General features: G+C 60.7%; 14 protein-coding genes and 1 pseudogene. 5 read left to right on the top strand and 10 right to left on the bottom strand.

Annotation, left to right across the window (positions count from 1 at the left end; translation table 11 throughout):
- Window positions 1-1014: 1014 nt before the first annotated feature.
- From ACFVTG_RS24390 to ACFVTG_RS24380, 3 genes are all read right to left on the bottom strand, one after another.
- Entirely contained in the window at window positions 1015-1674 is a 660-nt protein-coding gene (locus tag ACFVTG_RS24390; protein ID WP_390283533.1) for a hypothetical protein, read from the bottom strand.
- Window positions 1675-2024: 350 nt separating this feature from the next.
- A complete protein-coding gene (locus ACFVTG_RS24385; protein WP_390283530.1) occupies window positions 2025-2123 on the bottom strand; it encodes a hypothetical protein in 99 nt (32 codons plus the stop codon).
- Window positions 2124-2179: 56 nt separating this feature from the next.
- The gene (locus ACFVTG_RS24380; RefSeq protein ID WP_390283527.1) at window positions 2180-2311 is read right to left on the bottom strand and encodes a hypothetical protein; all 132 of its coding nucleotides are present in this window, start codon (window positions 2309-2311) and stop codon (window positions 2180-2182) included.
- Window positions 2312-2431: 120 nt separating this feature from the next.
- Here ACFVTG_RS24380 and ACFVTG_RS24375 point away from each other — a divergent pair, with 120 nt between their 5' ends.
- From ACFVTG_RS24375 to ACFVTG_RS24360, 4 genes are all read left to right on the top strand, one after another.
- Complete coding sequence (locus ACFVTG_RS24375; RefSeq protein ID WP_390283524.1) at window positions 2432-3829, top strand: hypothetical protein; 1398 nt, start codon at window positions 2432-2434, stop codon at window positions 3827-3829.
- Between the two features lie 891 nt (window positions 3830-4720).
- Entirely contained in the window at window positions 4721-8353 is a 3633-nt protein-coding gene (locus ACFVTG_RS24370; protein ID WP_390283521.1) for a hypothetical protein, read from the top strand.
- A 64-nt stretch (window positions 8354-8417) separates the two neighbouring features.
- Complete coding sequence (locus tag ACFVTG_RS24365; RefSeq protein ID WP_390283518.1) at window positions 8418-9119, top strand: hypothetical protein; 702 nt, start codon at window positions 8418-8420, stop codon at window positions 9117-9119.
- 266 nt (window positions 9120-9385) lie between these two features.
- Window positions 9386-9880 (top strand): hypothetical protein, encoded by a 495-nt coding sequence (locus tag ACFVTG_RS24360; protein ID WP_390283515.1) that lies wholly within the window; start codon window positions 9386-9388, stop codon window positions 9878-9880.
- Window positions 9881-10714: 834 nt separating this feature from the next.
- On the opposite strand, the gene ACFVTG_RS24355 is transcribed toward ACFVTG_RS24360, so the two are convergent.
- The 6 genes from ACFVTG_RS24355 to ACFVTG_RS24330 form a co-directional block, all read right to left on the bottom strand.
- On the bottom strand, window positions 10715-11269 hold the full coding sequence (locus ACFVTG_RS24355) for a PIN domain-containing protein (RefSeq protein ID WP_390283512.1): 555 nt from the start codon (window positions 11267-11269) through the stop codon (window positions 10715-10717).
- 1 nt (window position 11270) lies between these two features.
- A complete protein-coding gene (locus tag ACFVTG_RS24350; protein WP_390283509.1) occupies window positions 11271-11726 on the bottom strand; it encodes an excisionase family DNA-binding protein in 456 nt (151 codons plus the stop codon).
- 375 nt (window positions 11727-12101) lie between these two features.
- Complete coding sequence (locus ACFVTG_RS24345; RefSeq protein WP_390283536.1) at window positions 12102-14312, bottom strand: DEAD/DEAH box helicase family protein; 2211 nt, start codon at window positions 14310-14312, stop codon at window positions 12102-12104.
- Window positions 14313-15390: 1078 nt separating this feature from the next.
- Window positions 15391-15534, bottom strand: a complete 144-nt coding sequence (locus tag ACFVTG_RS24340; protein ID WP_390283506.1) for a hypothetical protein — start codon at window positions 15532-15534, stop codon at window positions 15391-15393.
- 599 nt (window positions 15535-16133) lie between these two features.
- Window positions 16134-16625, bottom strand: coding sequence for a hypothetical protein (locus ACFVTG_RS24335; RefSeq protein ID WP_390283503.1), 492 nt, complete (start codon window positions 16623-16625; stop codon window positions 16134-16136).
- Window positions 16626-16954: 329 nt separating this feature from the next.
- Window positions 16955-17431, bottom strand: a complete 477-nt coding sequence (locus tag ACFVTG_RS24330) for a hypothetical protein (RefSeq protein WP_390283500.1) — start codon at window positions 17429-17431, stop codon at window positions 16955-16957.
- Window positions 17432-18077: 646 nt separating this feature from the next.
- On the opposite strand from ACFVTG_RS24330, the gene ACFVTG_RS24325 reads away from it, so the two are divergent.
- Window positions 18078-18203: a hypothetical protein gene (locus ACFVTG_RS24325; RefSeq protein WP_390283497.1), complete on the top strand. Its 126-nt coding sequence runs from the start codon at window positions 18078-18080 to the stop codon at window positions 18201-18203.
- A gap of 194 nt (window positions 18204-18397) precedes the next feature.
- Here ACFVTG_RS24325 and ACFVTG_RS24320 read toward each other — a convergent pair.
- A pseudogene (locus ACFVTG_RS24320) lies at window positions 18398-18583 on the bottom strand (ABC transporter ATP-binding protein); the annotation flags it as partial.

The following is an 18583-nucleotide window of genomic DNA, read 5'->3' as shown; positions in this document are numbered from 1 at the left end:
CATTCCCACCCGCCATCCCAGCCGACAAACAAGCAGTCCTCAACGCGATCCGGAACCCACGGGACAGGCACTAAGCCGATTGACCGAAGTCAGGTCAGGAGAAGTCGGCATGGCCAAAGGTGCGGCCCTACAGGGCGCCGAACGCGATGGACTGGGCAGCCTGGTGTAGTCCCGGCCAGATGCCGCCGAACCATTCACCGGGCAGTTCTACCCACCAGCGGGCACATCAGCTGGCCGCACGTGGGCAGAAACCAATGACCATCGACAAAAGCCTCCATAAGCGGGCTCATGCCGCAAATCGCCTTCGACCCTCCCTCGGTCGCGCGCCGAGGGCAGGCAATAAGGCCTCTACCGGAATACGGGCAACACTGCGATGGCTCTATTAGGTCGGTATCTCGATCACGAGTTGAAACCTCGATATCAAAACTAAGGCGCTGGCGGCGGATCCATTCGCAATTTTACCCACCAGGTTCCGGCAGCTAAGCCCGCAGCAGCAATTGGAGTGATCCAACTAGTCCAAGTAACGTCAGACAGGACCTTGATTGGGGCGAGGTAGTCGAAATACAAATCGATACTCATACACACGAGGCTCGCAATAACTACGAGCCCGTACGGAACGAATACCAAAATTCGACGCAACCCAGATTTATACTGAGCGATTGACGTCATGAGGGTCGCAATTGCCACGACCCCAGTGAAACCGACAGCTGACTTGTTGGCGCTGATCGCCCACTGAATCGCCACTCCGACTAGAACAAGGAAAAGGAGCACGAACGGCATCCACTCCTTCCTGCCTTTCGGAAAGAACCCAGACTGGCTGTTTGACATTAAGTACCCCAATACTATTTCGTTGCAAATGCCGGCAAAGACCCACCGTCAGATCCTAATGTAGCGGAAGCCCGTCACCATCTCTTGCCCCACGATCTTCAGCCGCACTCGGCGGTTGGGTGGCTACGCGGCGGCTCGGTATTTAACATTTGACGAGTCGATCATGAACTGCCAAACCGCCCAAATTCATGTACGCGCGGGTCGGTTGCCTACGTCGGCGTAGACGGCTTTCGGGAAAAGCCAATCTACAGCCTCCTGCCACGAGTCCACCTGATCGTCGGGAACAAGAGACCAGTCGTCATGCTCACCCTTCAAGAGGGCTCCTCGAAGGTCTATCTGGTCGAGTGGGAAGTTTTGGGTTTCGACAAAAAATCGACCCGGGCCTAAGACGTATTTGAGCGCTTGATTAACTGCTTCGAATCGAAATTCCCATTTACGAAAGACGCTGAGATCGATCGGCGTGACCCTGGCCGCGTCTGCGTTGCTCGCCGTGAGCCACGACCACTCGACGTGGTAGTCCGGTGGCCCACCCAGCTCGAAGTCAAGAGAAGCGTGAGCGAAGGCGTTCCGGTAGTCAAAACAGCTCCGCACACCTTCGATGAGCGGGTCGCGATGCTGCCACGACCCTGGCAGTAAGCTCGCAATGGCTTTGCGCTTCTCGACCGCGCGATTCATCTTGACCCACCGGCCTCGATGCACGTTTGCGTCCGCTGGATCAGAAAGCCATGATCCCAGCTGGATAAGTCGCCCGTCGATCAGGTTCGCTTGACTGAGGATTAGCCCAACGTGATGGAAAATTACCGCTCGATCCTCGGGAATGCCTAAATCGGGGCGCGGATCTCTCATAGCTTAAATGATCGCCGAGCGCGCGACGGATGTCTCACCTAAACCCACACGAGTTTCACGCCGTAGGCCGCATCTGAAACCCGATGAAAGAGGTAGGTCCCTGCCCGGCCGATAGTTATGTCTTCGGTAGCATGGGGGGCCTTATTGCAGTGGGTCGGTGTGAGTTCTGAGCTGACGTAGAGCCAGCGCGTGCAGTGTCCGGGCGAAGGATTGTTCTGGAGGACAAACCGTAGAACCCAACGAGGGCACTCCCTACGGCCGGGCCTTACGGTTCTGCCGCAGTCGGCCGGGTAAATTCCTCACGGATACGGTCCCAGATATGCTCCGGGACAGCCGGCCAGAAATGGTGTTCAGCCCTCACATTCGACGCAGGAGGCATGGCCGTCCTTCGCACGCGCCTTCGGCGAACGGTGGCGCACCAGGAAGGAGGTGACACGTGAACTCGTCATCGGCCTAGGAATGACCTGCACGACGAGCTCTTCGGCAATGAACTCGCCACCCCGAGTCAGGCCATCCGAAATATCAGTCTCGTGACCACGGACTTCGCGTCAGGCGCTTTGGCGGACATCAGTGCCTCCGGGGAGTCCTCCTGGGATTCCTTGACGTCGGTGCGCAGTTCATCGTAACCGTTTGCCACGAAAGTAGCATCTCTTCTCTGTTGATGGTTTGTCGGCGACTGCAACGTACAGGACACGGAGAGAATTCCCTGAACGGCGCCAAAAAGGCGTTGGCTTCGTTCCATGTAGGATCGCATTCCATGGAACTCCACGAGCAGGTGTCGCTTGCAATCGCTGCCGCTGACCTGCGATACGTAACGGGCAGCGGACTCACCGCAGGATTCCATCCACGCTCATGGCCCCTACTGCAGTGGGGAGCCATGGTCGCTTACGAGGCGCAAAAGAACATTCGAGACGTTCATAATATTGAGCTGGAGTTCGACTGGGAAGAGGACGTTACGGCTGCGGCCAGGCACGGAGGAAAGTTCTTCGACGGCCGTCCCGGGCAACTTGATAGCGTCGTCGCGGACTTCCAGAAACTAATTGACGCCACGCATCTAGCCTTTTATCCCGATGACCGGTCTGGGCGAGAGTTCGACGTTCTACGCGACGACCTCTCAGTCATTTCCGATGGCTCCGAATTGCTACTCACCAACGTCACTGGCCACTTCATGGCAGGTTTGCCTCCCCACCGCGGTATGGACATGAACTCGTGGGGTCCTCATCTGCAAACACTTGCTACCGGGATTGGGCAACTGGCCTCAGCACTGGTGAGCGCGAGTGCTGAGAATTTCTCCCAGCATGGGAACCACACCAACACGGCAGTAGCATGGTGGGACGGTAAGATCTCCGAAGCGATTCCGGCGACTTTCGCCGGAGAACTCACAACCGAACTCGCACTCGGCGTCATCAGCATCTACTCGACTGTTCAAGCCGCACGGCGGTGGGCAAACGTCGAATGCTGCGGGTCCTGCGATGCTGCTTCGCTTAAGCACCGGTTCGTCGTGCTCCATCACGCGGCTCGTTCGATCGAGCAGCTGTACACGAGGGTCGAAGGCCTTCCTCCGATAGCGGTTGACCACGTCTCTTCTCTGGCCGAATCTGCAGATCTGAAGACAGTGACGGCGCAGCCGTTTCGCAGGCTTCGGAACGGCTGGCTCCATCTTGGCCTGGGAGACATCGCCACCGACCTTCCCGCCCGCCCCAACGTCCTAAGCCCGGTTCTTGCGTATACGCAGATGGAGATTCCAGCCTTCGCGGCACTGCTTGACAGAAGTCTCGACCAAGTTGCAGAAGGAATCGGCTGTTGGCTCGCTGAGCCTGGTCCTGACGGCTCAGCGCTTTTTGACCATCTCAGCCCTCCGCCCGACGAAAAGCCGTCGGCGGCTGCGGACTTCGCCGAAATCAGTTTCCGCTATGAGACGATTCTGTGCGGCGCAAACGCCTGTAAAGGCTATTTGGGCGCCCACCGAAACTGCGCTTACGTCGAGAAGGTTGGCACGCAGCTAGTCGCTCAGTCCGTCCCTCTGAGCAGGAAGTCGTCCTCGACGGTGACCATCTCAGCGATCTTGGCGGCGATGACTGCCATCGAATCCTCGGCCGTGTCCAATCCATTTCGGGAGCCGAGCATCGGGCTGACGGACCGAAGTTCGTCATAGGTGGTCTCGTGCACGACGGGAATCAGCAGGTCGCGAGCCAAGAGTGCCGAAAGCTCCTTATCGGAGACCCCGCGGCTGTCGACGCGCTTCAGCAATGCAGGAGTGACGAGGACAAGGCCCGTACGCGACTTTGCCAGTCCCCTGTCGATTTCTCGCAGGAATGGCTCGCCAAGCGCATGTCCCTCTCGCTGAACCAGACCGAGACCCCCTCCGCTTCAAGCAGGTCGTGCAGTTCCGTCGCTGCACAGCGCCGGTCATCCCATGCGTGGCAAAAGAAAGACGTCGCGAAGATCAGGCAGCCCTGCTCGTAACTGGAGGGTGCGACGAAGAGGTGTCAGGGCCCGCACTTCGGCTGGCGTATAGGTGAGGGTTGAGGTGCCCGGTGACCAGCTCGGCCTCGTTCTTGCTCCGACCGATCCAACTCCACGCCGCTCCGTGGCGAATAGGCCGGCGGGTAGCAAGACCGAGACGAGTACGAACCGTAGCCGCCGCATGGAGGGCAGGCCGCGCGACCGCTCGCTGTGCGATAGCCCCGTCTCGGTGCTGTGCATCTACTCATGACACGCTGGTACCCAGCAGGAGCAGCATGAATTGCGATAACGCAAAGCGAGTCCATCATGCCCTCAGACCCTCGTTTAGGCTGCAGCCTTCGGCAGTGGGCTTGTTCGGTCTCTGCCCCGGCTGAGGAGACCCGAAGGACCCGCGGCAGCAAGCTGATCGGTGGCCTTGCGGCGTGCTGCACCACCGAGTCGACGTCCGCCTCGCCGTGCCGTGGGATGTTCTTCCTTCAAGATGTTCATTCGGGTACTCTCCAAGAAATAGCGGGTCTTTGGGGGGACTGAATCGGTGATGGGGCGCTCAAAGGGTGGGAAGCCGGCCAGGGCGCGGCAAATGCCGATGCCAGAATTTCTGGCCAGTTTTGAGAAGGAGAGTCTGTGGGCCTTGCTTTTCGCCGCAGGCGCCTCGCCTGTCCTTCGCGACCGTTGGACGTCAGTCGGGCTGCTCGCGCACACCGCCTTGAACGTCGACAGCCGGCGCTCCAAACATGCTGATCCTTCTCTAATAGGTCCACTCTTGCGTGGTGCACGGAAGGCGCGGCCGGAGCTTCTGATGGCCGAGGACTACACGCCGGCCGACCCTCGGTTGAACGTCCGGGTCCGTCTGGGCGGTTCGACAGTCAGGTTGTTCCCAGGCTGCGTCGAGCGGCCTGTTGCCGACGTCGACCGCGCCCACCTTCTCATCGACTCCATCGACGATGAATTGATCCGAACAGCGGGATTCGGCATCTCCCACGTGCTTCAGGTCGGTCTCGGGTACGCGGACTTTGCGATGCAACACGTTGCGGAAAGCTGGCCACGCGAAGATCCGGGGCCCGAACGGCCGGTTGTGACAGAGGCGGAAATTGCTTCCGCGCTGCGCGTGTTCAGAGCGGGCACCCCTGAGCATCTGGTCTCAAGCGAGGAGGTGCGGCGTGCACTCGAGTGGATGACCTGCGATGCCCGTGAATCCACGTTCGACATAGGCCATCCCCAGAGCCCATTCGGCCGATTCCTTCGGGTCCGGGCCAGATCCGGAGGGGAGCCACGATGGCTGCCCCTGGCATTTATCCCGGAAATCGTCGGGTACGCCATCGGCGAGCTCGCAGAAACGCTCAGGGACAGCGGCCCGGCACGATTCAGGTTTGCCCAGCGCTCAGCCGAGGCCGCGCGAAGCCATCTGTGGAGATTCACGTCCGACCTCGTCGGGGCTCCAGATATGGAGGACGGCCCCGCCGTCTCCCCCCGGAACGTAGTGCAGTGGGTCCTTCCCGCAGGGGAAGGTCTCGGACTGGCGTTGCAGATGAACTCCCAACTCGATGCGACCGCGACTGAGGTCAGGGAGATGCCAGCCGTCCTCGGAGCAGCCAAGCAGGCCAAGACCCAAGAGGCGCGCATCCCGCTGGCAGCAGGCGGGATTTCGGTCCCTCAGGAAACGACCCTCGTCCCCCTGATGATCGTGTCCACTCCCCACCATGTGATCGCGCCGCAGCTGCCGTCGATGGCCTGCATGTCGCTGGACGATCTGCGGTGGATCTCCACAAGCGCCGACCACGAATTCGACCTTCTCAACTTCTGCAACGACCTCACACGCCCCGACGCTCCCGAAATGTTCGGATACGAGGCCATCGATTACTGGGAATGGTGGCGGGCGAACGGGAAAAGCATGTTCTCGGGCGGCCGCTCACCCTCGGTGATGTCGATCGCACCCCATGCCGGCGAGGCAGAGTGGGACAGGGCCGCATCCTGGACCCCGGTCGAAACTGCGCTTGCAGCTCTCGGCCTCCCGGCACTCCGCGACACCATCGGTGTCGACCACGCGGGGTCCTCGCCCGTCGCAGTCTACCGCTGGGCCAAGCAAAGCCGGAGCGCCGGGATCCGGACTCCACTAGCAGGCCATCACCACAGGCCCCAGCCCGAGGGATGGTCTCTCCACACGGGCCCCATTCCGGTAGCGGTCTCTGCGGCGAACCCCTCGTGGCAGAACCGCGACCACAGGCAGCTCTTTGACAGGATGGCTGGCGCGATTGCCTTCGGCGTCGCGGCCATCGACGGGGTTTGGACCTCGGCCCACTCCGAGACAGACATCGCGGGATATGTGATCGGGTTAACCGCTGCCGACCAACCGGATTCCCGGCGATCGCTCGAGCTCACGGCTCACAGGCGCGACCACCGGGGGATCGTACACGCTGACATCAACGTCGATTTCGAGCGCTTCCTGCAAATTGCAGACGGCTCACCGGAAGCCATCCGGGACGAGTTCCGCAGAGTCGTCGGTAAACTGCTGACTGCTGCAGGCGTGCACGCCCAAAACGCCGAGCATGTCGTTGCCGCATGGGCGGCGGCTCCGCCCACAATGACCCTCGACGTCGGCAGCAGCATCACCACACGCAACCACCTTCCGCCACCGGTGGCGCTCGATCCGGCCTTCGTCTCCGAGGCTGACCGCCTCATCGCCGAGCGCGTCCGACTACAGGGAGTCGAGCCCGGGACCTACACCGGCGCCCCGGCGAAAAACCTCGATCGTGACGTGCTCGCCCCCATCGCACTCGGGCTCCTCCAGGAGAGGCTCGCGGCATACGACCGAGACCGCTTGGTCGGGTACGGCCTCGAACAGCTGCAGCGGATGGTCGACAACAGGAACCGCACACTCGGCGGCATCAGCAGCTCCGCCAAGAGCCTCTCCCTCCGCTGGGACCCCGTCGAACGCGCGACCCAGACCCAGGCTGATGCCCTGCAGCTCCGACGCGCCAACGAGATCATCGTCGAGGCCGCCCTTCGAATGGCCCCCTCCGGCAACCGGGACCTCGGCGCAGCCGCCTGGGCCCCCGTCCTCGCCGCCGCCAACGCATACTTGGAGGCGACCATGCGCAGCGAACGTGTGCACCACCAAGTGACACCCTCGGGCATCGAGATCAACGACCTGTTCGAGATCGCAATCGTCCCCGACCCGCTCCCCACCGACGGCACTTCATACGCCCTCAACGAGGAATCCCTTGCACGCGCCATCACTGAGGACGCACTCGGCGACTACTCCCCAGAGGAAATCCCGGACAACCCACGGGCTTCGGATGTGCAGGACGCGATGGCTCAGGCATTCGGAGCATCGGCGACAGACATCTACACCACACTCGTCGGTCTCGCCAGCTGGCCGCTCCCCCCAGACGGACCCGAAGTTGCAGTTGCCACTAGGGATAAACTGATAGAAGGCGTAGCGGCCTGGACCGCTCTGGGCGAGACGGAAGACGGGACCGCGCGCATCGCAGCGGCAATCGACCTCCTGACGTCCACTTCCGAGGGATTCAACTCCGAGCCGTGGCGCCCGTGGCTCGCGCGAACACGGAAGAAGAGGCTGCTTGTGCAGCCGCTTGCCGAGCTCAGCCACGGGCAAATAGCCGTGGCTCCTCATTATCTGCTCGCCTCACTGAGCACGTACAGGATGTACCTCGAACAGGGCCTGCTTCCTTGGACGCTGCCGCCCGCACCAAAACTACTCGAGCGCGCTCTCGGGGACTTTCGAGAATACAAGAACCGTGCACTTGAGACTGATGTCTCTATACTGTTGACGCAGTCGGGCTGGAACGTCGTCCGGAACGTCAAGGAGACGAAAGCCGATCGGCTCAACCTTCCATCCCTTTCTACTGAAATCGATATTGTCGCCGGCAGGCCGGGAGACCCGACCATCTGGCTGCTCGAAGCAAAGGATCCTGCGAGCGTCCATGCGATCCCACAACTCCGCGGACAGCTCGACGACTTCTACCTTGACAGGGACAAGAAGCCTGCATACGCGACCCAGCTGGGGCGAAAGTACGCAGACCTCGCCCCGCATGCGTCCCAAGTCGCCAAGGCACTCCGCCTCCCGGGGCGCCCAAACGGTGAACCCTACGAGGTCAAAGCCGCGTTTGTAACGCGACGCCCTATACCGGCGGGCCACGTGTCTGGTCCCTTTCCATTCCTGACCATCGCCGAGCTCTCTCAGTGGGCATAGTCGACCAGAGAGGCGCTCGTCGCACACGCGTTGCTCAAGAAAAATGGAAGAGAAGGGACGGCTGGTGGCTACGCTGATTGCAGACGAAGTCATTGACGTAAGCGCGCCGGAAACGTGGCCCGGGCCCCTCGCCAGTAACCTTGCCGAGCTCGATCGACACGTCCCACACGACGATCACCCGGCAGACCTGGCCATCCCCCAAGAGGGACGCGAAGCGGTGAAGTCCGCCTTGCTCGGCCAACACCTGCTTGCACGGCACTTCACACGCCTGATGCCACACGAGTTCGATTCGATACGGTCCGCCGGTCTCCAACTCCCCTCCCAGGGCTTCTTCGACGGCAGGCTCGATCGTGCGGAAGCCCTGGGCTACATCAGCCAGACGGTCGCCCAGGTGTTGAAGGACAGCACAATCTTCGCCGCCGAATCTCAGGTCCGCGGAGACCGCAACTTCGTCTGCCTCACGATCGGTCCTGTGCTCGAGGAAGATGCCGGTGCAGTCTCGGAACTCCTCGGAACCTGGGGCGGCGAAGCCATCTATTTCGCGGCCGGCGCACGGGACCACGCACAGCTGCTCCGAACCCTCGGCGAACCCGCCGTGGTGCAAGTCGCTCTTCCTCCCGAGTGCGTGTCCCGTTCCCGGTTCTTCCCTGCAATCGAGAATGTGCTGCTCGGGCGGATGCGAGGCCTACCTGGCGCCTACGGCGATGTCCTCTCCCGCGAGGCCGTGCGGCCGTACGCAATAGTTGCGATCAGACGACTGCAATAGCAAAGGGCAGCCCCGTGAGAACGCCCCGAACAGCGCTGGGAAGGTGACCGAGCGGCGAAGGGTGCCCCCGCACTCCCGAGCCGGCTGGCGGCAATGCTTAAGCCGTAACACGGCAAACTGCTGCGATCATCACATGCTCACTCGGTGGTGAATCCAGGCAGATTCCGAAGCATAGGTAGATCCTGAAGCAATGATGTCGCCATGCCGGTGAGTCGGGCCTTCGTGCCCCTACAGAGATAGATTTTTGAAGAGCCGAAGGAGCACTGATGGGCTACACGCATTACTTCCCCAGCCTCATCGCGACGGCCGATGTCATTGCCGACGCCCGCAAGATCATCGAAGCCGCCCCCGTGACCGTCTGCGGGCCGAAGGGCCAGGGCCTACCAATCCTCAACGATGCGGAAGGGATCCGGCTGAACGGCTTCGCGGCGGCCAGCCAGGCCCATGAGACGTTCCGATTGCAGGGCACCATCGAGCCCTCCCACCCGGACATGTGGACCTTCTGCACCACCAATGCCATGCCGTACGACGTCGTCGTCACAGCTATCCTGATCGCTGCCGCGGTGCGCGCGCTGGAATCAACATCCAGCACAATCCGCAGCGACGGGCGCTGGGACAACTGGGCCGCCGGTGTGGCCCTGTTCGAGAAAGCGGTGCGCCCGCTCACCGAGGACGAGAAGGTCGCCCTGGAACTCGACGTGGAAGCGATGCGGCCAGCGCGTGAATCCAACCCGAGCGGAGGCCAGCCCGACCTCCATTGAACGCTGCCGGACGTGTTTCACGAGGCGCCATCACGCCTGAAGACCCCTCCCGCCCGAAAGACGGGACGTTGTGCAGCTACGTCGTACCCTGAACGATTCACGCTTCGTCCCGTCCTGCTGTTTCATTGTCGCCGGGCGGGACCTCCGCGCAACCAGGGCACTACGCGCCGCTCGCAATCCAAAACTTCGCTCGGCGCTCCTCCGTCGCTTATTTCCTCCCGAACTTTTGGACCGCTCCCGGTACCCCAAGTTGCGCTCCGGTCCCTCATACCCAGCGAAGGCTCCGCTAACAGAACAGCGCCGAAAACTGACGAACACGGCCTGGGGGCGCCGGCACACTCACGCAGTTACCGAAACGCCCGGCAAACCATTGAGTTACCGCGAACCGCCCCCAGCTGCGAACTGCCCGGCCCACTTCGTCAGGCAGAAGTCATGCCGTTCGAACCCGACCCCACCATGAAGAAGCAAGACCGCAAACCACTCCCCCGAACAGGAAAGCGAGGCAGAGGACCACAAAAGCCCCCGATGGGGCACACAAAAAGCTGATCTGTGCACAGTCAGAGGGCCAAAGGCCCCCCTGACCTGCGGAAACACGTGCCCGAGGTGGGACTCGAACCGCATTCCGGGCCTTGAAAACACAGGGAACTCCCGAAAACATAGCGAATCCGAGCCAATCCGGCCGATGCACGACCCAGTCCGAAGCCCAAAGTGTGTACATTGTGCACAGCCCTCTCTTTGAGTTCTTCCACCCAAATGACGTGTAAGCGAAACGGCCGTCAGCTACCGGGCCGGCTGCCCGGACATTGAGTAAACGCCGCCCAGAACATCCACGGCTTACCTGCGAAGAGCTGCGGCTATTTGAGGCATTCCCTCGGAATCAAGCCGGTCCAAGACGTCGTTGACATCCAGCGGTGGATTCCTGTAAGCCTCGGACATGTTTCGTATCGCAATGTGCAGTTCGACCGCATCCAAATAGAACTGATCCATGAGGAAGTCATCGGGATGTTTGGCTTCTATTCCCCAGGGGCTGAGAGTTTCGTCTGGAAAATGCTTGAGGTTGTTGGTGACGATTACCTGGGCTTGCACCTTCAGTGCCGCTGCCATCACATGGGCATCTCCCGGGTCCGGGAGGTCCATGAAGACCTGCTCCAGAGGTTGGTAATCGTCTACGATGCAATCCGGTACAGCTGCGCACATCAACTCCCGGGTCCGGTCGAGCTTCACCGGATCCAGGTCCGGCCGATTCTCTTTTAGATTTCGGAACGTCTCGTCGAGAATGGCCTCCGTCCAGCGCGCTCTGACCAGCCCAGCCTGGGCAACTCGGATCAGGAGATCGCGGAGCATGCTCGGATACAAGACGTTCGCATCGTAGATGACCGTGAAAACCACTCTAGATAATCCCCGTGTCCTGGCCCAACGCCGACAGTTCGTCCGCGGCATCCTTCTGAGCTACCGAGGTGCGGCGCTTGTATTCGTAGAGTGAATCGGCAAGTACCCTCCTGTGCGTTCCGACCATTCGGTACTTGATTTCCTGGGACTCAAGGAGCCCAACCAGGTAAGGACGGGATACATTCAGAATATCCGCAGCCTGCTGCGTCGTGAGTTCGGCATTCATGGGGACCACCGTGACACCTTGGCCGGCTGCCATCTTCCCAAGGATTCTCATCATCAGATCCGCAGCAGCACGGGGCATCTCCAGTTGCCCGCCGTCGGTAACCCTCATTTCCACCGGCTGCTGTGGATCCGAGTGCGCCTCAACGGCGCGACGCAGTGTCTTCAATGCCCTCCGCGCGAGTTCAGAATCATTTCCGTGCGGGTAGGCCGGGGTTGGTACCTGGGTCGCCATTGTCGTATTCCTCTCTTCATCCCACCTTCTGCGTGTACGTTCACGCTACCCCATAAACGAAACAAACAAAACAAGCGAAGCAGTCGAAATCTAAGGTGTTGTGGCCGGTGGCCAGAGCCGCGACGCCGAAGCACAAGCACAAGCACAACACCGCCTGGGCGCTGACCTCTTCGTTGTTCAGGCATCGTCAAGGCGCTTCAGCCGTTGGGCATCGCGGCTCTGAAGGACGTCCAGGTCTGCGCAAAAAATTGCCGCTAATGGGCTCGGGATGTCCGCCTCAACAGCACGTTCCACTCATCTTTCGGGTGCGCGGCAATCCAGTTCCGGAGGCCTAGGGTCATCACACTCTCGCCATCTACCCTTCTATGCCGGACACTAGCGGACTGTCATCTTCCGCGGATCTGGGAAACCGAGTGAGACGTAGCCTGGTGCCCGTTTGTTCAGCGACGCTGCCAGTACTGGCGTGGATTCATCAAAATAGTCGTGAACAGTAGCGACCGCCTTCCCCGGGTATGGGCGGATAACGCGGCCGACATATTGGACCAATCTGCCTTTGAACGAAACCGGCGCTGCAAGGAACAGGGTATCCAGCTTGGGGCAGTCAAAACCTTCGCCAATGTAGGAGCCGGTTCCCAGGACCAGCAATGGCTGCGCGTCATCGGCGTCGGCAAGGAGATCGACAGCCGCCTGCCGTTCCTTGGCTTTCATTGCTCCGGTGAAGACCACGGGATTCAGTCCGGCCGCTTCGAACCGGGACCTGAATGAATCAAGATGGGCCTTCCACGTGGTCAGGAGAAGGATTCGGGAGTTCTGCTCGTAGGCCGCCATGACGTCGTCGTAAATTTGCTGCAGGCGTACCTCGTTCGCGATCAGGTCCTTGTAAATGGCGGAGATCCCGCCCGGCTCGCTCGGATCCGCTGCGCCAGCGTACGTATATGACGTCCGATGCAGTTTCAACTCCAGCACGGGCTCGGGAATCTCGCTTGCATGGCTCGGCAACTGCTGCCGAGGAACCGGTTCGATGGTGTGCGAGACCTGGCCGAGCTGGTGATAGATCAGCGCGTCCAACTTGTCCCGCCGGTACGGCGTCGCAGTCAACCCCAGCCAGTACCGTGCCTGGATCTGGTTCATGACGTGGCTGAACGCTGCCGCCGGAACATGGTGGCACTCGTCCACGATGACAAATCCGTACCCACCGGTCAGCTCGGCGATGTTCTCCCGACGCGCCAGTGTAGGCAAGAGCGCTACGTCGATCCGGCGGGTCGTCTTTGCACGCCCGCCTCCGATCTGCCCGCACTTTTCGTCCATGAACTCACGCACGCGGGTCCGCCATTGCTCAGCCAGGGCCTTGCGATCAACCAGGATGAGGGTCGAGACGCCACGCATGGCTATGGCAGCGCACGCCATCACGGTCTTTCCGGTACCGGGCGGAGCCACCAACACTCCGTGCTCCGAGACTGTTGCGGCGTCCACGGCATCTTGTTGTTCCGGGCGCAGACGGGCCGAGAACTCGAAGCTTTGGGCCACGCCATCCGCGCGTTGATCGTCAATGCGCAGCGAGCTGCCACCTGATTCGACAAGTCGCTTCAAGAGAAGGAGCAACCCCCGGGGCAAAATGAGATCGCCCTCGAGCGTTTCGTCGTAGTTGCGCAGGTATCGGGGGATATTCCATGTCGATCGGCGCTGTCGTTGGCGCTCATAGAACTCAGGGTTCGGCATAGACGCAGCATGCTTGACGGCTGAGATCATCGCCGGCCCCAGATCTGCCGCTCTGATGTTCAGACGCGAGCCGAATACCGCATGAACGATGACTGCAGGGCGCGGAACGACCTTGGACGATTGCGGCAGCTCTAGCCGGCGAACTTCTTGTCCCAACCTCACTGCTGGCAGCCTGCGAACATGGGCACGAACGTCCCCCTCCGAAAGGCGGTTCAGGCTGGACAAGTACGCCCATTGATCCTCGTATGGTTCAAGGGTCGTAGTGTCGAGGAACAGAGTGGCGCCATGCTGACGGCGCTTGCCGTTCAAGGGCGCAGCAATCAGGTTGCCCATGCCCTTGCCAGAGTGAACATCCTGAGAGGGAAAGAGCCTGTCATAGCTGGCCAGGCTCATACTGCCACGCAATGCCATCGCCTCATGGATGAGGCTGGTGCCAAGCCGACGCGCAACCGACGCCGACACCGCAGTGCTGAAGAAGATCCACACATGAGCGCCACGACCGGACTGGGAAACCTCCAACGCCGCCGGAATTCCCCGAAAGCGGGCCGCCTTCACATACGCCAGCGCATCCAGCATTGCGGCACTGCCGTCAAAGTCCGCTGCCACCCACCAGCAGGTGTCCTGTTCAGTCAAGGGATAGAGCCCAACGTGCTGCAGCCCGCGCAAATGGTCAGCGACAACGAACGGTGTGAGCGGCAAGAAACCAGCACCGGCCATACTCGCACCCTTGCGCCAGCCACCGGCAACCGCAGGAACCCAGCCTGAGCGGCCGTCCCGTGAGTTTTCCCACCGGACCGCGTAAACATCATTTCGTGCGCGGAACAAATCCTGGAAGAGACGGACCTTAGCTTCCGGGGGCGAATCCATAGTCACTTCGCCATGGTGCACCACCACGGGAATGGCCGGCTGAGCAAGACGAGCAGCCCTCGACTCGGCCTCCGTGACCTCCAAGAGCTTCCGCAACCGGGCGTTATCGAGACGAAGCTCCTCAATCTCGAGCCTCAGGGCCCTGCCTGCCGGGTCGGGAAGGCCTGGCAAAGCACTTTGACCAGATGCTACTGGAGTGTCTTCAATCACCATTCCATTCTTGACTGCAACGGGCACCGGACGAAACCGAGAGCGGTCGCTCCTAGAAGTCATGCAATCGGGCTTCGCCGCAAAATGTAGGCAGTGTCCACACCCATGCTCCGGGTCAAGGGGCCCCAGAGGGCTGCGGCCCTCCAGAAACGACATCTGAAGGGCAGTTTGGCCAGCTCGGGTCATGCTGTTGCGGCCCTTCACGCCATGAATAGGTGACGAGCAACTTCATTCCTCTGCAAGCGCAGGAGCACGCAGGCCATTCATCCACAAAAGACGTAGTTGACTCCGTGCCCGGCGGTGACCGTCCCGGCCTCGCGGAATCCACGTTCCGCCACCGGCACGCACCCCATGATCGGTATGCACGCCCCGAAGGATCGCGCGCAGCCGGCTGACGGAGCTTAGGACTCGAAGTAGCTCTCCAGGAGACTTCCGCGCCAAAGTCGGTTTCATCATGTCGTACCCCGAAACCAGAACCATGAACGGGTGTTGGCCATCCACGGCCCACCCGACAGAACCGGAACGAGGAACCGCATAACCCCACCCCAGCGCAGGCGGAGGGCCCACCAGCCAAGGCCCTGAACCCGCCACCCACACACCTTCATAGGCCACCGCGGCGGCCAGGCACCAGCCCGCGTCCCTAGCGTCAGAGGCACTTGTCAAGCTTTGTACACACGTTAAAGCAAAAACCTCTCTGACGAGGGGGAATGCTGTGCCCGAGGTGGGACTCGAACCGGACTCCAGCCCTTGAAAACACTGGGAAGTCCCGAAAACATGCTGCGTACGGCCCAGTCCGACCCCGGTACGGCCCAGTCCGACGGCAAGGGTGTGCACATTGTGCACACCCTTTTGAGCAGTCGGGACTGGTTTAGCGAGGAACCAAATGCTGGGTAATCACCGCGGCAGAGTCCCTCAGATCAATGTCGCCGACTGCGGCCCCCACAACAAGGTCGAAACCTTCCTCCGTCGTGAAGTCGTGGCGGTAGCCGTTGATCCACAACAGCAGCACCATCAACGTCCAAGCCGTGCGTTTGTTGCAGTCGAGGAGCGGATGAACTCGGCAACAGACTCAAGGAGTGCCGCCGCCTTCATGACCAGGCGAGGGAACGCGGCGGTGACTGTGACCGTTGTTGGCAGTCGGGCCAAAGCCGAGGCAAGCAGTCCGACGTCGAGGTTATGGACATCTGCTCTTCCGCCGCCAACTGCTCAAGCACGATCAAGGTCTTCAGGGACACGGAGAATCATTGCCAACCATCGCGTTCGATCCGACCGCTTTCATCTTCGAAAGCGGCCATCAGAGTGGACACCCCGGGATAGCCGCTGATCTATCCGGCCTTTGTGCCGTACTTGCACGGCAAGGGCCCTGGGACGAGGGGTCGGCTGCCTTGTTCGAAACGCTTCGCTTGTTGCGAACCCGCTACGGCAACGCACTCTAGATCACCGTGCAGCTTCACAATCTCTCTGCAATTCAACAGGCTCCGGGTGACTATGCCGCTGCAGGACGCATAGACGATCAGACGGCGCGTACTGGGTCACGTCCATCCTTAGGTGGCGGCCATTCTGAACAACCTTGCAGCCGTCGGCATAGGCCCACCCCGTCGGCTAGCGGTGTTACATGGTCTCACGATAATCCTTTATGGCCGCAGGCCTGCCCTCTACGAATGGTGCCAGGGCGATATACTGCTGAAACAGTTTTAGTGCATCCTCAAGAGCAAGGTACCCAAGGTCCAAAGCTAACTTTAGGCCGCCGAGCTGTGCACTGGAGTTTTCAGCGGCAGTGACCTTTGCCGCGACGGAGTGGGAGCTCGCAAGGTTTGTGGCCAATGCGGCAACGCCTGACGAGAGGACCGCTAACAGGCACAGAATTTGCCACACCATTGATGATTCCGGCAGGGAGAAGACCCTTTGGACAGCCGCCGTGAATCTTGTCCCACCTAATGCCGGTCCGGCTGTCAAAGTTACGGACAGGACGCTGCCCCAGACGCTCAGATTCATGAGCCGGTTTCTGCGTGGCCGCTGTCGTTTTAAGTAGGCGCAAATTAATGTCTCCTGTGCTTCTATGCGGTCGGACAACTTTTGGCGGGCAGCCTCTGCCTGTTTCATGGTTTTCTCCAGCTTTCCTCGATCACAACGTCGGCGAACGACGTCTCACTATAGTTAGTCGGGCCCATGCTGCGGGCCTGTCGCAGGGCACACGCAATATGCCTGACGTGCCACCGGCTCCGACGTAACGGCCATCCCGCGGTAATCTTCAAGAACAGAGGATGGAGTCTCAAATTTCCGTCCTGTGGAATCACCGGCTCCATAGGTGTAAGGCCCGGTGACTTCGCCCCTCGATCTTTTGACATGCGTCGTCTCCGAATTCGTAACGATCCGGCTGCCTCGGAGAGATTCCAGAGGGCCGGGCGCCGCGCGCTAGTTTCAGGTCGCGGCTACTGCCCCTTCACAAGATTGGAGCCGGCCGAGTAAGAGGTCGAGTAAGAGGAAGTGCCGTACCTATCCATCTCTTGGACATAGAAGGCGTAGGTGCCGGTCTCTGGGAGCGTCATAGATAGGGTCCGGGCCTCGGCTGGCTGGACAGCAGACGTTGTGGTGCCCACGATGATCCATTTCGTCGTATTGGTATTGGTATCAAAATAGGGAACCAACCTTTTAGCGAGCACCCGGTAGCCCGTCGCGATGAAGCCTTGAACGACGTTCGCGGGGTGCGGGCTCCAGGCCGCCGTCGCGGTGATTGGACCTCCTGGAACCCCCGAAACCGCTGTGCCAATGCTGGGGGGATACAGCACATGCCCGCCGCCCTCGCAGCCCTGTACATTACATCCAGCGTGGGCAGGCGGGGCTGCGATGAGGAGGCTCGCGGCACCTAGTCCTGCTGTGATCACTTGGCGAGTCTTCTTTTGCAACATGTCCGTGTTTCCTTTCGAATGGTGTGTGTCGGGCTTGCGTTCTAAGGGTCGCGCGGAGGGCTTAATCGATCCTTAATTCATCACGGAAAACCGTCCGGGGCTGAGCCGGCGGCTGGCACCGATGGGGGTGCCGCCCGTGCAGGCTCAGAGTGTTTGCACATCCGCGGTTCCCCTATACACAGCGGCCAGTCCAAGCAGTCCGGCGAAATTACCTGACCCATGTCTCACACATCGGGCGTTAGTGGTTTGGGCCTCGATTTGCCCCGTTGACCAAGGGACCGGTGAGATTGGCTGGCACCCAAAGCAATTCGTCCCGCCTGCACATTCTGGGATCCACCGGCCCTTCGACAGATAGATCCGATCCTCGTGGGGCTCCAGCGACCCTCAGCGCGGTTTGTGGGCAACAGATTTCGGTCTTATATTAGGCCGGGCGTTAATTGGATCTAACCGTACTTGGGCTGTTCGTTCGGAGCCGCGAACATGGGCATGTGTGCATCGTGTAGGCATGAATGAGGCGACGGGGCCAGACCAAAGATGTGAACGCTCGACCTTCTGCGGTACCTCGATTGGGACTGGGCCGTTGACGGCCGGATCGACGGCTTCAAAAGAAGCCCCACCAACTCACCATCGAGGCGCAGTACCAATCATGGTCGACACCAGTCTGCTCTTGCTACTCCTGTTGGAACTGTCGGTCAGCCAAGGTGCCGAGGTGAGCGAAATGGATCTGTCCAAACACGCTGCCACAGCCTGCGCGTCACCCGTCCCGGTGTAAGCAACCTAAGAGACCACGACCTGGGTAACAATGACGAACAAGGTTGGAACTGGCGGATCGTCTACCCACTGAACGGTTGGGCTTTGGGATGATCGAGCCTTCCGGAGACCGCTGGCCTTAGTTCTACGCCCCTCCGCCAGGACGTATAACTAAAGGTCACGCATCGGTGTCCGACCCGTTAGACAGGACCAGCGTCAGGCCACCACGGGCGGCAGCATCAGGCTGGCGCCCGGGATCGCGTTGAGCAGGGCCTTGGTGTAGTCCTGCTGCGGCGAATCGAAGACGTCGTCGGTGCTGCCCGTTTCCACGAGCTTGCCCTTCTGCATCACGCAGACATGGTCGGCGATCTGCCGCACGACGGCGAGGTCGTGCGTGATGAA

Origin of the sequence: Arthrobacter sp. NPDC058127, from assembly GCF_042884555.1 — a bacterium.
GTDB lineage: Bacteria > Actinomycetota > Actinomycetes > Actinomycetales > Micrococcaceae > Arthrobacter.
The sequence above is the reverse complement of the archived record's forward strand: the minus strand, read 5'-3'. Positions and strand labels throughout refer to the sequence as shown.

Bases quoted from the DNA above. Each gene is read 5' to 3' on its own strand.
- ACFVTG_RS24390 (WP_390283533.1), bottom strand. From the start codon at position 1,674: ATGAGAGATCCGCGCCCCGATTTAGGCATTCCCGAGGATCGAGCGGTA.
- ACFVTG_RS24385 (WP_390283530.1), bottom strand. From the start codon at position 2,123: ATGACGAGTTCACGTGTCACCTCCTTCCTGGTGCGCCACCGTTCGCCG.
- ACFVTG_RS24375 (WP_390283524.1), top strand. From the start codon at position 2,432: ATGGAACTCCACGAGCAGGTGTCGCTTGCAATCGCTGCCGCTGACCTG.
- ACFVTG_RS24370 (WP_390283521.1), top strand. From the start codon at position 4,721: ATGCCGATGCCAGAATTTCTGGCCAGTTTTGAGAAGGAGAGTCTGTGG.
- ACFVTG_RS24360 (WP_390283515.1), top strand. From the start codon at position 9,386: ATGGGCTACACGCATTACTTCCCCAGCCTCATCGCGACGGCCGATGTC.
- ACFVTG_RS24350 (WP_390283509.1), bottom strand. From the start codon at position 11,726: ATGGCGACCCAGGTACCAACCCCGGCCTACCCGCACGGAAATGATTCT.
- ACFVTG_RS24345 (WP_390283536.1), bottom strand. From the start codon at position 14,312: ATGGATTCGCCCCCGGAAGCTAAGGTCCGTCTCTTCCAGGATTTGTTC.
- ACFVTG_RS24340 (WP_390283506.1), bottom strand. From the start codon at position 15,534: ATGGTGCTGCTGTTGTGGATCAACGGCTACCGCCACGACTTCACGACG.
- ACFVTG_RS24335 (WP_390283503.1), bottom strand. From the start codon at position 16,625: ATGAAACAGGCAGAGGCTGCCCGCCAAAAGTTGTCCGACCGCATAGAA.
- ACFVTG_RS24330 (WP_390283500.1), bottom strand. From the start codon at position 17,431: ATGTTGCAAAAGAAGACTCGCCAAGTGATCACAGCAGGACTAGGTGCC.
- ACFVTG_RS24325 (WP_390283497.1), top strand. From the start codon at position 18,078: ATGGTCGACACCAGTCTGCTCTTGCTACTCCTGTTGGAACTGTCGGTC.